General features: G+C 72.8%; 14 protein-coding genes. 8 read left to right on the top strand and 6 right to left on the bottom strand.

Annotation, left to right across the window (positions count from 1 at the left end):
* The first annotated feature begins 380 nt into the window (after positions 1–380).
* On the top strand, positions 381–722 hold the full coding sequence (locus IEY73_RS00495; protein ID WP_189077014.1) for a hypothetical protein: 342 nt from the start codon (positions 381–383) through the stop codon (positions 720–722).
* Here IEY73_RS00495 and IEY73_RS00490 read toward each other — a convergent pair.
* Genes IEY73_RS00490 through hisI form a run of 3 tightly spaced genes read right to left on the bottom strand, consistent with a single transcriptional unit; the run spans position 620 to position 3,185 of the window.
* A complete protein-coding gene (locus IEY73_RS00490; RefSeq protein ID WP_229715302.1) occupies positions 620–1,261 on the bottom strand; it encodes a Trp biosynthesis-associated membrane protein in 642 nt (213 codons plus the stop codon). The genes IEY73_RS00495 and IEY73_RS00490 overlap by 103 nt on opposite strands.
* 11 nt (positions 1,262–1,272) lie before the next feature.
* A complete protein-coding gene (locus IEY73_RS00485; RefSeq protein ID WP_189077012.1) occupies positions 1,273–2,814 on the bottom strand; it encodes an anthranilate synthase component I in 1,542 nt (513 codons plus the stop codon).
* Positions 2,811–3,185 (bottom strand): phosphoribosyl-AMP cyclohydrolase, encoded by a 375-nt coding sequence (gene hisI, locus IEY73_RS00480; protein ID WP_229715300.1) that lies wholly within the window; start codon positions 3,183–3,185, stop codon positions 2,811–2,813. The genes IEY73_RS00485 and hisI overlap by 4 nt, the downstream gene beginning before the upstream one ends.
* Before the next feature lie 1,586 nt (positions 3,186–4,771).
* Between hisI and IEY73_RS00475 the strand changes: the two genes are divergently transcribed.
* The 4 genes from IEY73_RS00475 (at position 4,772) to IEY73_RS00460 (ending at position 7,980) form a co-directional block, all read left to right on the top strand.
* A complete protein-coding gene (locus IEY73_RS00475; RefSeq protein WP_189077011.1) occupies positions 4,772–5,686 on the top strand; it encodes a hypothetical protein in 915 nt (304 codons plus the stop codon).
* 218 nt (positions 5,687–5,904) lie between these two features.
* Positions 5,905–6,645 (top strand): ABC transporter ATP-binding protein, encoded by a 741-nt coding sequence (locus IEY73_RS00470; protein WP_189077010.1) that lies wholly within the window; start codon positions 5,905–5,907, stop codon positions 6,643–6,645.
* Complete coding sequence (locus IEY73_RS00465) at positions 6,642–7,379, top strand: ABC transporter permease (RefSeq protein ID WP_189077009.1); 738 nt, start codon at positions 6,642–6,644, stop codon at positions 7,377–7,379. Before IEY73_RS00470 ends, IEY73_RS00465 begins: the two co-directional genes overlap by 4 nt.
* A 1-nt stretch (position 7,380) precedes the next feature.
* Positions 7,381–7,980 (top strand): TetR/AcrR family transcriptional regulator, encoded by a 600-nt coding sequence (locus tag IEY73_RS00460; protein WP_189077008.1) that lies wholly within the window; start codon positions 7,381–7,383, stop codon positions 7,978–7,980.
* 73 nt (positions 7,981–8,053) lie between these two features.
* On the opposite strand, the gene IEY73_RS00455 is transcribed toward IEY73_RS00460, so the two are convergent.
* A complete protein-coding gene (locus tag IEY73_RS00455) occupies positions 8,054–8,785 on the bottom strand; it encodes a DUF2470 domain-containing protein (protein WP_189077007.1) in 732 nt (243 codons plus the stop codon).
* Between the two features lie 67 nt (positions 8,786–8,852).
* On the opposite strand from IEY73_RS00455, the gene rpsD reads away from it, so the two are divergent.
* Positions 8,853–9,461: a 30S ribosomal protein S4 gene (gene rpsD / locus IEY73_RS00450; RefSeq protein ID WP_189077006.1), complete on the top strand. Its 609-nt coding sequence runs from the start codon at positions 8,853–8,855 to the stop codon at positions 9,459–9,461.
* A 90-nt stretch (positions 9,462–9,551) separates the two neighbouring features.
* Here the strand turns inward: rpsD and IEY73_RS00445 are convergent, their stop codons facing one another.
* Both IEY73_RS00445 and IEY73_RS00440 read right to left on the bottom strand, forming a co-directional pair.
* Positions 9,552–11,321, bottom strand: a complete 1,770-nt coding sequence (locus IEY73_RS00445) for an ABC transporter ATP-binding protein (RefSeq protein WP_189077005.1) — start codon at positions 11,319–11,321, stop codon at positions 9,552–9,554.
* A complete protein-coding gene (locus IEY73_RS00440; RefSeq protein WP_189077747.1) occupies positions 11,318–13,081 on the bottom strand; it encodes an ABC transporter ATP-binding protein in 1,764 nt (587 codons plus the stop codon). Before IEY73_RS00440 ends, IEY73_RS00445 begins: the two co-directional genes overlap by 4 nt.
* Between IEY73_RS00440 and IEY73_RS00435 the strand changes: the two genes are divergently transcribed.
* Positions 13,038–13,181 (top strand): hypothetical protein, encoded by a 144-nt coding sequence (locus IEY73_RS00435; protein WP_189077855.1) that lies wholly within the window; start codon positions 13,038–13,040, stop codon positions 13,179–13,181. The genes IEY73_RS00440 and IEY73_RS00435 overlap by 44 nt on opposite strands.
* Before the next feature lie 123 nt (positions 13,182–13,304).
* Positions 13,305–13,934, top strand: coding sequence for a TIGR03085 family metal-binding protein (locus IEY73_RS00430; protein WP_189077004.1), 630 nt, complete (start codon positions 13,305–13,307; stop codon positions 13,932–13,934).
* Positions 13,935–13,974 lie beyond the last annotated feature (40 nt).

The following is a 13,974-nucleotide window of genomic DNA, read 5'->3' as shown; positions in this document are numbered from 1 at the left end:
GTGTCCCGGACCGTGCCCCGCCGAGCCGCCGCCTGCTCCCGCCTGATCGGATGTCACGTAATGACTCCCCTCTCCGGGTGTCTTCCGCCCGATGCTAGGTGGCCGGTGGCATCGACGACCGGCCGGGGTGCGGCGGCGTGTGCCGTGGCCTGGGGCATAATGCGCCGCCTCGGGACATCCTGTCACGTCGATCACATTCGCGTTTGCCCGGTCGCCGACGAGCGACTGGGGAGTGACGCATCCACCCAGCCCAGCGGCGGTGTGACGATGACTTCACGGTGCGGAAACACGTCTCGGTCATCATCGGACGCGGGCAGACTGGTCAGCGGTCCACTCGCACGAGCGCCTGCCCCGCCCGCAGCCGGAAGGAGAGCCCCCGCATGAGCACGTCGCCCCGCGGATTTGTCGCCGGTGTGTGCGCCACCGTCCGCGCCGCCGCCGACCTCGTCACGGGTGTCGAGCGCGCGCTGCATCCGGACGGCCGGATTGTCACCGCGCGCGGCAACGCCTGGGACGCCGTCCAGGCCAACCGGGCACGGGCGCGGGCACGCGACGACATGGACCAGTTCGTCCGCGCGCTGCTGGTCAGCGGGCCGGGCCACGCGCGCGGCGGAGACGGTCAGGTGTCGGTCGGGTCGTCGCCGCGATCCAGCGCATCCCAGGCCGCCCTGGTGTCCACCGGCCCCGCCGACGGCCGCGACACGCGCGCACCGGCCGCCTGAGCGTCCCCCCGGCCACCGGCCTCACCGGCGCCCGGGGCGACGCGACCGGCTGGGCGACCCGATGGGCGACCGGCGGAGCGACCGGCTGGGCGACGCTCGTACCGCGACCCCATGGACGGCCACCGGTGCCCACGCCACGCCGCCGCCAGACCACCGGCCGCCACCAGCAGACCACCGGCCACGCACACCACCGGCCACGCAACCGCTCCCGCACCGGCCGCGCCGGCGTGCATGCCGGCGCGGGCGACCACCGCCCCGGCCGCACTCGCGGCACCGCACGAGGCCACCAGCACGCCCAGGCCACGCCGCACCACACCGCGGGTGGCCGGCAGCGCGCCGGCCCCGGCCAGCGCGACCAGCGCGAGACCGATCAGCCACGGGTAGGCGGCCGCTCCGGTGGTGGCGGTCCGCAGATCGGTCAGCCCCGGTCGTTCCACCACCACGAGCGACCAGGTGCGCGTCGAGCCGTACGCCACCAGACCGGCCCCGGCAAGGCACGCCACCAGGGCCGTCAGGAACGGCCTGCGCTCCCCCGGCACGCCCGCCCTCATCACCGAGCCGCGCGCAGGGTCTCCGCGGCCGCGATCGCAGCCAGCACGGCGGCGGCCTTGTTGCGGGTCTCCTGCTCCTCCGCCGCGGGGTCGGAGTCCGCGACGATGCCCGCGCCGGCACCCACGTACGCCGTTCCGTGACGCATCAGCGCGGTCCGGATGGCGATCGCCATGTCCATGCCACCGGCGAACCCGAAGTAGCCGACCGTCCCGCCGTGCAGGCCACGCCGCGTCGGCTCCAGCTCCTCGATGATCTCCATGGCACGCACCTTGGGCGCGCCGGACAGCGTGCCCGCCGGGAAGGTGGCGGCCAGCGCATCGAACGCGGACCGGTCGTCCCGCAACTCGCCGACAACCGTGGACACGATGTGCATGACGTGGCTGTATCGCTCGATGCGCGCGAAGTCCGGCACCTCGACCGACCCGGCCCGGCACACCCGGCCCAGATCGTTGCGGCCCAGGTCGACGAGCATCACGTGCTCGGCACGTTCCTTGGGATCGGCCAGCAACTCGGCGGCCAGCGCGTTGTCCTGCTCCGGGGTGGTGCCGCGCCACCGCGTGCCGGCAATCGGGTGCAGCAGCGCGCGGCGCACCCCGTCGGCGTCGGCGGACACCTTCAGATGCGCCTCCGGCGACGACCCGACGATGTCGAAATCGTCGAAGCGCAGAAGGTACATGTACGGGCTGGGGTTGGTGGCCCGAAGCACCCGGTAGACGTCGAGCGGGTTGGCGTCGGTGGCGCGCTCGAACCGCTGGGCCACCACGATCTGGAAGCATTCGCCCGCCCGGATCGCCTCCTTGGCCTGCTCCACCGCCTTCTGATATTCCCCCGCAGGGGTGCGGCTGACCACCTCTCCGGGCGCCGCACGCTCCACAGTGGAGATCATCGGTGGGGTGGGCCGGGACAGCGCGGTGGTCATCGCGTCGAGCCGGCCCACGGCGTGGTGGTAGGCCGCGCGCCGGGCGCCGTCGTCCGCGTCCTCGGCGAGCACGGCGTTGGCCACCAGGATCGCGGAGCCGTCGTAGTGGTCCAGCACCACCAGGTCGGTGGCCAGCATCATGCCCAGCTCCGGCAGCGGCACATCGTCAGCCGCCGAGGCGGGCAGCCGCTCGAACCGCCGCACCAGGTCGTACGCCAGATAGCCGACCATCCCGCCGGTCAGCGGCGGCATCTCCCCGGCGGCCTCGCCATGCGCCGGCGAGGTGAGCGCGGCGACCGTCTCCCGCAGCGCGGTCACCGGGTCCCCGCCATCGGGCACGCCGACGGGCGGGGTGCCCAGCCAGTGCGCCTGGCCGTCGCGCGCGACGAGCGTGGCGGCGCTGCGCACGCCGACGAACGAATAGCGCGACCAGGCGGCCCCGGACGGCCCGGCCCCCTGCTCGGCGGACTCCAGCAGAAACGTGCCCGGCCCACCGGCGAGTTTCGTGTAGACCCCGACCGGGGTCTCGCCATCGGCGAGCAGCCGGCGGACCACCGGCACCACCCGGCGACGCTGAGCGACGAAGTCGGCCTCGCTGGGCGTCACGGCCCCGCTGGTCATCGGTCACCTCCGGGGGTCAGCGACAGCTCATCGGTGAAGCAGGTGTGCGTGCCGGTGTGGCAGGCGGCGCCGTCCTGCTCGACGGTGACCAGCACGGCATCGCCGTCGCAGTCCAGCGCCACATGACGCACATGCTGGTAGTGGCCGGACGTCGCGCCCTTCACCCAGAGCTCGCGGCGGCTGCGCGACCAGTACGTCGCCAGGCCCGTGGTCAAGGTGCGATGCAACGCCTCATCGTCCATCCACGCCATCATCAGCACGTCGCCGCTGCCGTGCTCGCGCACGATCGCGGCGACCAGCCCGTCGGCGTTGCGTTTCAACCGCGCCGCGATGGCCGGATCCAGCCGGGTCTCAAGGTCAGGAGTGGACACGCCGACATTCTCTCTCAGCCCTCCCGAGCCCGTGGGGGCGGCTTCGCGAGCCTGTGGACAACCCACCATCCGGGCATGGGTTACGCACAGGGGGATGTGTGCGGACGCATCAGACGGTACGGTCGTCAGGCGCTGCGCCACCCTCGGTGACCCTGCGGCGGCACACCGCCGTCGCACGCTTCGCCAGCCGCACGTCGCCACAGGTGCGTACCCCTCCGACGGGAGCCCGGATCATGGAGCCGACGCCCAATACCGAAGACGCCCGTCAATCCCGCGGGCTGGCCAGGTTCTGGCACAGCCACGGGATGCCGTCGCAGCACCTCGCCGACGAGGACGCGGCAGACCGGGACGACGCGGACCGGCACGTGTCGGAGCGCCTGCCGATCGACCGGTCGCCATTCGATCCGATGACCTCTCACTCCGGCTCGACGCAGGCCGCGGCGGCGGCCCGGCTGGCAGGCGAGACGGCCGGTACGGACGCGGCCACCCCCGGCTCGCTGTTCACCCCCGGCGGCGTGGGCGCCTCCGGGGGCACCGCTTTCCCCGCGGAAGCGTCCCCCTCGCAGGGTTCGTTCCGCCCGGTCGGCCCGACTCCCGGGGGCGGTGGTTCGCTCTCCTTCCCCCTCGGCGGTCCGGGAGCGCCCTCGCCGTTCGCCCTCCCGAGCCCGGATCCTGAGCCCGCGCCAGCACAGTCCGCGCCAGCCCAGTCCGCGCCAGCCCAGTCCAGGCCGGCATCGTCGGGTGGCTCGGCCTCGTCGGATGGCCCGGCAACGGATCGGCCGGGCTCGGCCGGAGCGACCTCGGCAGGTCCCACACCCGCAGGTCCCAGCTCGGGCGGCCCTGGCTCGGGCGGCCCTGGCTCGGGCGGCCCTGGCTCGGGCGGGCCTGGCTCCGTTGGCGGGCCGGCTGGCGCACCGGGCCGTGGCGCACCGAGAGCAGGCACCCCGAGCGGACCCCAGCCGTCCCGGCCGGAACCATCCGGCCCGCAACCATCCGGCCCGCAGAAGGCGACGCCCCGAACGAGCCTGCCACCGCCCGGCGCGCAACGGGACGCGGCGGCGCCGACGGGCTCGCCTTGGGCACCGTCCGCCCAGGCAGGCACCCGCCAGTTCGGCCCGGCCGAGCCGAACTCATCGCAGACCAGTCCATCGCAGACCAGTCCATCGCAGACCGGCCCGGCACGGCCCACCCCGGCACAGCCCGGGAGCGCACAGCCCGGGGCCACACAGCCCGGGGCCACACAGCCCGGAGGCACACAGCCCGGAGGCACACAGCCCGGGGGCACACAGCCCGGCCCGAGCCCGGCCACCGAGGCCCCGGGCAACGGGCGCCTCGCCGACGGCGGCCTGGCCGGCAAGGCGCCGTTCGCATTCGAGCCGTCCGTCCCTCATCAGGCGGACCCCAACGCGGAGCCCCCGAAGGCGGCATCCCCAACCCCGGCGTCTCCCCATCCGGCCTCCCCGCCTTCGGCCTCCCCGCATCCGGCCTCCCCGCATCCGGCACCTGCCCCTCCGGCGTCCCCGAATCCGGCATCGACGACGGCGGAATCCTCGGATTCGGCGTCGGCGGAACAGGTGTCCCGGAAGATGGCGATCCGGGACACGGCGGACCCGAAGGCGGAGAACCCGAAGGCGGAGATGACTGAATCGGATATGGCGAAGCCGGACATGCCGACCGCGGAAGTGGCGAGTACGCCTGCGCAACCGGCCGGTGCACGCGCGAACACCCCGGACGCCTCCGGATCCCCGAGGGCGGGATCCGGCCGGTCGGGCGCTCCGGCCGTCTCTGCCTGGGCATCGGTGCCCACCTCGGGCGTGCCCACCTTGGCCGACCAGACGCCGCCGGCCGCCGGCCGCTACCCGGTGTCCGCACCGGAAGCTCCGTGGCCGGGTTCCTCAACCAACCCGGCAGCGGATGCCGCACCGCGCTCCGCGCCGCCCACCGGCACGGCCGCCGCCGACAAGACTGCTGACGCGGGCGCCGACGCTCCCGTGACCGAGGAGCCCGCGGAAGACCCCGGTAGGCGCACCGCCGCGGGGCCGGACCGGCCGATGCGCCCCGGCGACGTGGGCCAGACGTTCATCGCGTTCTGGGACGACGCCGCCGTCAAGCGGTACCGCACCGCCTGGCACGAGGTGAAGGCGGACTTCGTCGACGATCCGGTGACCGCACTGACCAAGGCGCACGAGTTGCTGACCGACGCGGTCGACGAGCTCACCCAGTCCTTGCTGGCGGAACGCGACCAGTTGGATCCGTTGCACCACCGCTCCGGCAGGCCCGGCTCCGGCAGGCCCGGCTCCGGCAGGCCCAGCAGCGGCAGGCCCAGCGCCGACAGGCCCAGCAGCGAGAGGCCCAGCAGCGAGAGGCCCAGCGCAGGCTCCGGTCCGGGAGGCGAAGGCCCCGGCGACGAGACTCCGGATGCCCGTACTCCGGACACGGAGAGCATGCGGATGGCCATGGGCGCATACCGCGAGTTCCTGGAACGTCTCCTCTCCCTCTGACCCGCCGCCACGCCCAACAGAGCCGCCACGCCCAACAGGGCCGCGACGGCCCGTTCAGCATGCGCCAAAACAGGGGGCATGCCGCGGGACCGGCTGCCATGGACGCGTACGAGAAATTCATCTAGCGTTGAAATCAACAGACGATGAGTTTTCCGGGGTGCGCGTCCGGATCCGTGGGCGAAGCCGCGGCTGCGGGCCACACCGAGGGAGGGATGACCATGGAGGACGCCATCCAGGTTCGCGACCTGGTGGTCGACCGCGGCGGGCGGCGGGTGCTGCACGGCATCTCGTGCGCGGTGCCGGCCGGTTGCGTCGCCGGGCTGCTCGGGCCGAGCGGCAGCGGCAAGACCACCCTGATCCGCGCCGTCGTCGGCGTGCAGATCGTCGTGTCCGGCACGGTGACCGTGCTCGGCCGAGCGGCCGGCGCGGCGGAGTTGCGTCACGCGGTCGGCTACGTGACTCAGGCACCCAGCGTCTACGCGGATCTGTCGGTGCGGGAGAACGTGCGCTACTTCGCGGCGCTGCACGGCCTCGGCGCCGCCGAGGCGGGCCGAGCGATCGACGACGTCGGCCTCAAGCCCGCCGCGAGTCAACTGGTCGGCAACCTGTCCGGCGGTCAGCGCAGCCGCGCCTCGCTGGCCTGCGCCATGCTCGGCCGGCCCGGGGTGCTGGTGCTGGACGAGCCGACGGTGGGCCAGGACCCGGTGCTGCGGGCCGACCTGTGGGGGAAGTTCCACGACCTCGCCGACGCCGGAACCACATTGCTGGTCTCCAGCCACGTCATGGACGAGGCCGGACGGTGCGACCGGCTGCTGCTGATCCGGGAGGGCCGGCTGGTGGCCGACGACACTCCGGCAGCGATCCGGGCAGCCACCGCCACCGACGACCTCGAAGCCGCCTTCCTGCAGATGATCCGCGAGCAGGAGACCGAACACGCACCGCAGGAGGCGACCCGATGAGCGTACGCATCACCCTGGCCACGGCCGGACGGATCCTGCGCCAGTTGCGCCACGACCGCCGTACCGTCGCCCTGCTGCTGGTGGTCCCGGCGGCGTTGCTCTCGCTGCTCTATTTCATGTACGACAACGCCGGGCCCACCTTCGACCGGATCGCCCTGATCATGCTCGGGGTGTTCCCCTTCGTGATCATGTTCTTGGTGACCAGCATCGCGATGCTCCGCGAACGCACCACTGGAACGCTGGAACGGTTGCTCACCACCCCGCTGGCCAAGCTCGATCTGCTGTTCGGGTACGGGCTGGCCTTCAGCCTCGCCGCGGCCGTTCAGGCGTCGGTGGCGGTCGGTGCGGCGTACTGGCTGCTCGGTCTCTCCACCAACGGCGGCGCCGGCATCGTGGTCGTGATCGCGGTGGTCAACGCGGTGCTGGGGGTCGCCCTCGGCTTGTTCTGCAGTGCCTTCGCACACACCGAATTCCAGGCCGTACAGTTTCTCCCGGTGGTGGTCGTGCCGCAGCTTTTGCTGTGCGGGCTGTTCGTGCCCCGCGGGCAGATGTCGGGATGGCTTCAGGGCGTCAGCGACGCGCTGCCGCTGTCCTACGCGGTGGAGGCGCTGATGCAGGTCGGGGCTCACCCAAACCCCACCATGACGATGTGGCGGGACCTGTTGGTGGTGGCTGGCGCGGCGGTGCTCGCCCTGGTCATGGCCGCGGCGACGTTACGGCGAAGGACGGGCTGACGTGGTACGGCGCACCGGGCGGCGACCGGGTAACCAGGACACCCGGCAGTCCATCCTGCACGCTGCCCGCGCCGTGTTCGCCGAGCGCGGATACGACAAGGCGTCGATCCGCGCCATCGCGGGCGCCGCGGAGGTGGATCCAGCGCTGGTGCACCACTATTTCGGCACCAAGGACAAGCTCTTCCTGGCCAGCATGAACATGCCGATCGACCCGTCGAAGCTGCTGCCCGAGGCGCTGGCCGGCCCGCGCGAGTCGGCGGGTGTGCGCCTGGTCGGGCTGGTGCTGCGCATCTGGGACAGCCCGGCGGGCGCGGCCGCCCTCGCTGTCTTCCGCTCCGCGCTGTCCAACGAGTGGACCGCCCGCCTCATGCGCGAGTTCGTGGTCACCCAGGTGCTGCGCCGCGCGGTGACCGAGTTGAGCCTGGATCCGGCGGAGGCGCCGATCCGGTCCGCGCTGACGGCCACGCAGATCGCCGGCCTGCTGTTCGTCCGGTACGTGCTGCGGATTGAGCCGGTGGCGAGCATGCCGGCCGAGGCGCTGACCCGAGCGGTCGGCCCCAGCGTGCAGCACTATCTGACCGGTGATCTGCCGCAGCTTTGATCCCCCGGCGGCCGTGATCCCGGCCGCTGCCGTCCCCGCCGCTGCCGTCCCCGCCGCTGCGCCGCCGAGGCGATCAGTCGGTGGCGCAGCGCGGGCAGAGCATCGGGTGCAGCAGGTGTGCCAGGTCGTGCCGGTCCCGCACCGGCCGGGCGAAGGCCAGACGCGCCAGCCGTTCACCCAGCCGCAGGACCACGCCGTACCGGTCGAGACGCACCGGCACGATGTCGCCGGCTGCGGCACGGGCGGCCGGGCCCAGGTGCCGGCGCACCGCCGCGTCCAGCTCCGCCCGGTGATGACCCACCAGGTCGGCGAGCAGATCGAACTCGACGATGCGCAACGGGTCGGGGGTGGCTGCGGCGTACTCGTCCGGGTCGACGGGGAACGTCTCGCCGTCCCGGTCGCAGCGGATCTCGGCGACGTGCATCCGATGCAGCAGCCGGGTGTCGCCGACGTCGAGCAGGTCCGGAGCGGCGTCGACGTCGGCGTAGTCGAGGGCTGCGGCGCGCGCCTGGTCGCCGTCGAGCCGGGCCGCCCAGCCGGCGAGGTACACCCGGCCCGTCGACGGACCGCCCGTGGTCGGCGGCACGTCGGCGATGTCCAGCACGAGCGCGACGTCGCCGGAACCGTCGACCGGCGTCAGGGCGGCGGCGAGGGTGCCGTCGCGCGGGGTGAGCAGCAGCACACGCCCGTGCGTGTCAGTGACGTGCCGAACCGGGAACCGCCCGGCCCGGCAGGCTATCTGCGCCGTGGCGGGCAGGTGACCGGCCGCGAGGGTGCGGGCGACCTCGGCGTGGGTGGGCTGCATGTCACGAACCTCCGGGGACCGGTTAGGCTTACCTTAGTTAGGCAAGGCTAACCATACAGGAGTGTCGGTGAACAACCCCCGTCCCAAGGCGAAACTGTCGCGGGCCCTCGGCATCCCGCTCACCCGCAAATGCGTGAAGTACTTCGAGCGGCGTCCCTTCCCACCGGGCGTGCACGGCCGGAGCCGCCGCAAACAGTCCGACTACCAGGTGCGCCTGCTGGAGAAGCAGCGCCTGCGGCATCAGTACAACATCAGCGAGGCGCAGATGCGCCGGGCGTACGACGACGCACACCGCGGACCCGGCAAGACCGGCGAGACGATGGTCGCGCTCCTGGAGAGCCGCCTCGACGCCACCGTCGCCCGCGCCGGGCTGGCCCGCACCATCTATCAGGCGCGTCAGCTCGTGTCGCACGGCCACTTCGCGGTGGACGGCCGGAAGGTGGACCGGCCGTCGTACCGGTTGCGCCCCGGCCAGGTGGTGGCGGTGCGCGAACGCAGCCGGCAGAAACCGCCGTTCCGTATCGCGGCCGCGGGCGCACACGCCGACGGGCGGTCCGCGCCGTACCTGTCCACCGTGCTGGACGAGCTGCGCACCACCGTGCTGCGCCGGGCGGAGCGCACCGAGATCCCGGTGACGTGCGATGAGCAACTGGTCGTCGAGTTCTACGCGCGGTGATCTTCTACGCGCGGTGATCTTCTCCGCGCAGTGAGCCTCTCCGCGCAGTGAGCCTCTCCGCGCGGTGAGCCTCGCAGCGCGGGGCCCGGTTCAGCGGGTCTGCTCCAGCCATGAGGCGTACAACTTGGCGTAAATGCCGTCGGTCTCGGTGACCAGCCGGGCATGCGGGCCGCGCTGCACCACGCGGCCCGCGTCCACCACGATCACCTCGTCGGCGGACTCGGCAGTGGACAGCCGGTGCGCGATCGCCACGGTGGTGCGTCCCCGGGTCACCGCATCCAAGGCGCGCTGCAGGCGCACCTCGGTGGCCGGGTCGACGGCGCTGGTCGCCTCGTCCAGCACGAGCAGGTCCGGGTCCGCGACGTACGCGCGTACCAGGGCGACCAACTGCCGCTCTCCGACGCTGAGCGCCTCGCCGCGCTCGCCCACCGGGGTGTCCGTGCCGTGCGGCAGCCCGGCCGCCCAGTCGGCGAGTCCCAGTTCGGCGAACGCCCCGCGCAGTTCGTCGTCGGACAGGCCGGGCCGGGCGAAACGCACGTTCTCCGCCACGGTGGCGTCGAACAGGAACCCGTCCTGCGGCACCATCACCACCCGTGCGCGCAGCGATACGAACGGCACCGCGGTCAGCGCCGCTCCGGACAGCGTGACCTCGCCGGAGACCGGGTCCATCAGGCGCGTGAGCAGCTTCGCGAACGTGGTCTTGCCGCTGCCGGTCTCCCCCACCACGGCGACCTTGGTGCGCGCCGGGATCTCCAGGTCGACCCCGGACAGCACGATCGGACCGCCGGGATAGCGGTACGCGACGTCGTGGAACCGCACCGACAGCGGACCCGGCGGCAACGGCACACCGTGCTCGCCCGGATCGGCCACGTCCGGTTCGATGTCGAGCACGTCCAGCACCCGGCGCCAGCCGGCCACCGCGTTCTGCGCCTCGTTGAGCACCTCGGTGGCGATCTGCACCGGCTGGATGAAGAGCGTAACCAGGAACAGGAACGCGGTCAGCTCGCCCACGGTCAGCCCGCCGTCCACGCCGAGCAGCACCCCGACGACCACCACCGCGGCCAGCGCCAGCCCGGCGGCCAGCTCGCCGGTGGAGAAGCTGATCACGCTGGTGCGCAGGGCGCGCTGCTGGGCGACGCGCAAGCCGTCGATGGCGGCGTCCTGCCGTTTCTCGGTGCGCCCGGCCACCCCGTACGCCCGGATGACTGTCGCACCGACGACGCTCTCGCCGATGGTGCCGAGCATGACGCCGGTCCGTTCGCGGACCGTGCGGTAGGCCGCCGCGAGTCTGCGCTGGAACAGCCGTATCACCACCGCGGCGGGCAGGAACGCAGCGAACACGACCAGGGTGAGCTGCCAGGAGTAGACCGCCATGACAACGGTGGTCACCACGAGCTGACCCGAGGTGAGCAGCAGCATGATGCCGCCGGTCTGCAGGAACTGGCTGATCTGGTCGACGTCGCCGGTGACCCGGGAGACCAGCGAGCCGCGCCGTTCGGACTGCTGGTGCAGCGTGGACAGGTCGTGGATGTGCCGGAAGGTACGCGACCGCAGCGCCCCGAGCGCGGTCTCGCTGACCGTGAACAGGCGGCGGGTCATCCAGTATCCGCACGTGGTGGACACCACCAGGACCGACGCGGTGATCGCCACGATGATGACCACGATGCTCAGGTCCGGGCCGCCGGGGGCGCGGATGCCCCGGTCGATGCCCTGCTGGACGGCGATCGGCACGGCGACCCGGCCGGCCATGGAGACGGTCGCCAGGGCCAGCGTGCCGGCCAGGCCGGGTCGCAGCTCGGGCGAGAGCACCAGACCGCGGCGCACGGTGGCGAGGGCGCCCTCCTCGCGTACGGCTGTCACGCGCTCACCGGGTCCGCGTCCTCCGCCTGCTCGTACGCGGTGACCAGGTCGGCGTACCCGGGAACGCGGGCGAGCAGCTCGGCGTGCGTGCCGCGGGCGGCGACACGGCCGTGGTCCAGATAGACCACCTGGTCGGCGAGCGCGATGGTCGCCCGGCGGTACGCGACCACGAGGATCGAGGCGGCCGTGTCCCGCCCGCGCAGCGACGACAGGATGGCCGATTCCACCCGCGGGTCGACCGCGCTGGTGGCGTCGTCGAGTACCAGCAGCCGGGGACGCCCGGCCAGCGCCCGGGCGAGGGTGAGCCGCTGCCGCTGGCCACCGGACAGCGACGCGCCGCGCTCGCCGACGGCGGTGTCCAGGCCGTCTGGCAGCCGGTCGACGAACGTGTCGGCCTGGGCGAGCCGCAGCGCCGACCAGGCGTCGCCGTCGTCCAGACCGTCCCGGTCCAGCAGCACGTTGCCACGCACCGTGTCGTCGAAGACGAACGGCACCTGAGGCACCAGGGCGGACGTGGCGGCCAGCGCCGTCCCGGACAGGTGCGGCAGCTCATGCCCGTCGACCTGCACCGTCCCGGAGGTCGGGTCGACCAGGCGGACCGCGAGCGAGGCGATCGTCGACTTGCCCGAGCCGGTGGAGCCGACCAGGGCCACGGTCCGCCCGGCGGGCACCGTGAAGGTGACGTCGTGCAGCACCTGCGGCCCGTCGGCGTACCGGTAACAGACGCGCTCGAAGCTCAGCTCGCCGGCGCCGGTGCCGGACGGCCGGGTGGTGCCGTAGCGGAGGTCGCCTTCGGCCGCGAGCACCGCGGACACCCGTTCCCACCCGGCCACGCTGCGCGGCATCTCGGCGACCACCCAGCCGATCGCGCGTACCGGGAAGGCCAGCACGGTGAACAGGAACGCGACGCTGACCAGCTCGGCGACACTGACCGCGCCGGACTGCAGCCGGATGGCGCCGAGCAGCAGCACGGACAACGTGCCGATGCTGGGCAGGGCGTCCATCAGCGGATCGAACAGGCCGCGCAGGCGGCCCACGGAGATCAGCGCGTCGCGCAGTTCGGAGACGATCACCGAGAAGCGCCCGGCCTCGTCGGCCTCGCGGCCCATCGTCTTGACCACGAGCGCGCCGTCGAAGCTCTCGTGCGCGACAGCGCTCACCCGTGCACGCAGCCGCTGGGCCCGGATCTGCCGCGGCGACATCCGCCGGGAATAGATGAGGTTGAGGCCGAACAGCGCCGGGAACAGCGTCACGCCGACCAGCGCCAGCACGACATCGGTGGCGAACAGCGAGATCATGGCGCCGAGGATCATCACGATGGTGCCGACGGCGAACGGCAACGGTGCGATCGGCACGAACGCGGCCTCGACGTCGGAGTTGGCGTTGGACAGCAGTGTGCCGGTGGCGTGCCGTTGGTGCCAGGACGGCGGCAGGGCGAGGTAACGCCGGGTGACGGCGCGGCGATACCGCGCCTGCAACCGGAACTGCATCCAGCCGGCGCCCAGCCGCCGGCCGAAGATGCTGGCGACCCGCAGCACACTGAGCCCGAGGAAGGCGCTGGCGATCAGCATGGTCCCGCCGAGAGCTGCCCGGCCCTCGGTGAACGCGGGCACCACGACATGCCCGATGACGTAGCCGACGACGTAGGAATTAGCGATGATCAACAGGCCGAAGAGGCTGCTGCCCACCACCCCGACGGCGAACACGCGGGGTTCCGTGCGGATCGCCTGGGCCAGCACCCGCAGCCCGCGGGCCACCACGTCCCGGCTGGCCCTCGTCGTCCGGCTGGCCCTCGTCGTCCGGCTGGCCCTCGTCGTCCGGCTGGCCCTCGTCGTCCGGCTGGCACTCGTGGTCAAGTGATCCACCCTGTTGTAAGTGTCTGCCGAAGCTCCCGGCCTTACCGCTATCCATCCTGCCGAACCGGCGACGCGCGACGACACCCGAAACCGTGTGTCTGCCGACACACCCCATACGATCGGCGGCATGACTGCCTACGCGCGCCGTGAACGCAGCGGCCTCGCAGACCTGCTGCTGGAGACCGGCCCGGACGCCCCGACATTGTGCGCCGGATGGCGGACGCGGGACCTGGCCGCGCACCTCGTCGTACGTGAGCGCCGGCCGGACGCGGCGATCGGCATGCTGGTCCCGCCGCTGGCGGGACACGGCGAGCACGTACGGCAGGCGCTGGCCGACCGCGCCTATCCGGACCTGATCGAGCTGGTACGCAACCCGCCCTGGTGGAGCCCGCTGAGCAATCCGCTGACCGATGAACTGGCCAACGCGATGGAATTCTTCATCCACCACGAGGACGTCCGTCGCGCCGGTACGGCCTGGGCGCCGCGCGTCCTGGACGAGGGCCAGCAGAAAGCGCTATGGGGCGCGGTCCGCATGATCGGCCGTTTCGCCCTGCGGCGGGCCGGAGTGCCGCTGCTGGTGCGCGCGCCGGGTCACGGCGAAGTCCGCATCGGCGACGGCGAACCGCACGCGACGCTGAGCGGCGAACCGGGCGAGCTGGTGCTGTTCGCCTCGGGCAGGCAACGCGCGGCGCGGGTCGACATCGACGGCCCGGAGGATCTGGCAGAACGGCTGCAGGACGCCGACTTCGGCATGTGAACCGGCAGCAGCGGCGCGGCGAGGCCGGCCCGGATCGGTC

The sequence above is a fragment of the Mangrovihabitans endophyticus genome (genome assembly GCF_014646155.1).
GTDB classification, from domain to species: Bacteria; Actinomycetota; Actinomycetes; order Mycobacteriales; family Micromonosporaceae; genus Actinoplanes; species Actinoplanes endophyticus.
Note: the sequence above shows the minus strand (reverse complement) of the source record. Positions and strands in the feature narration are given on the sequence as shown.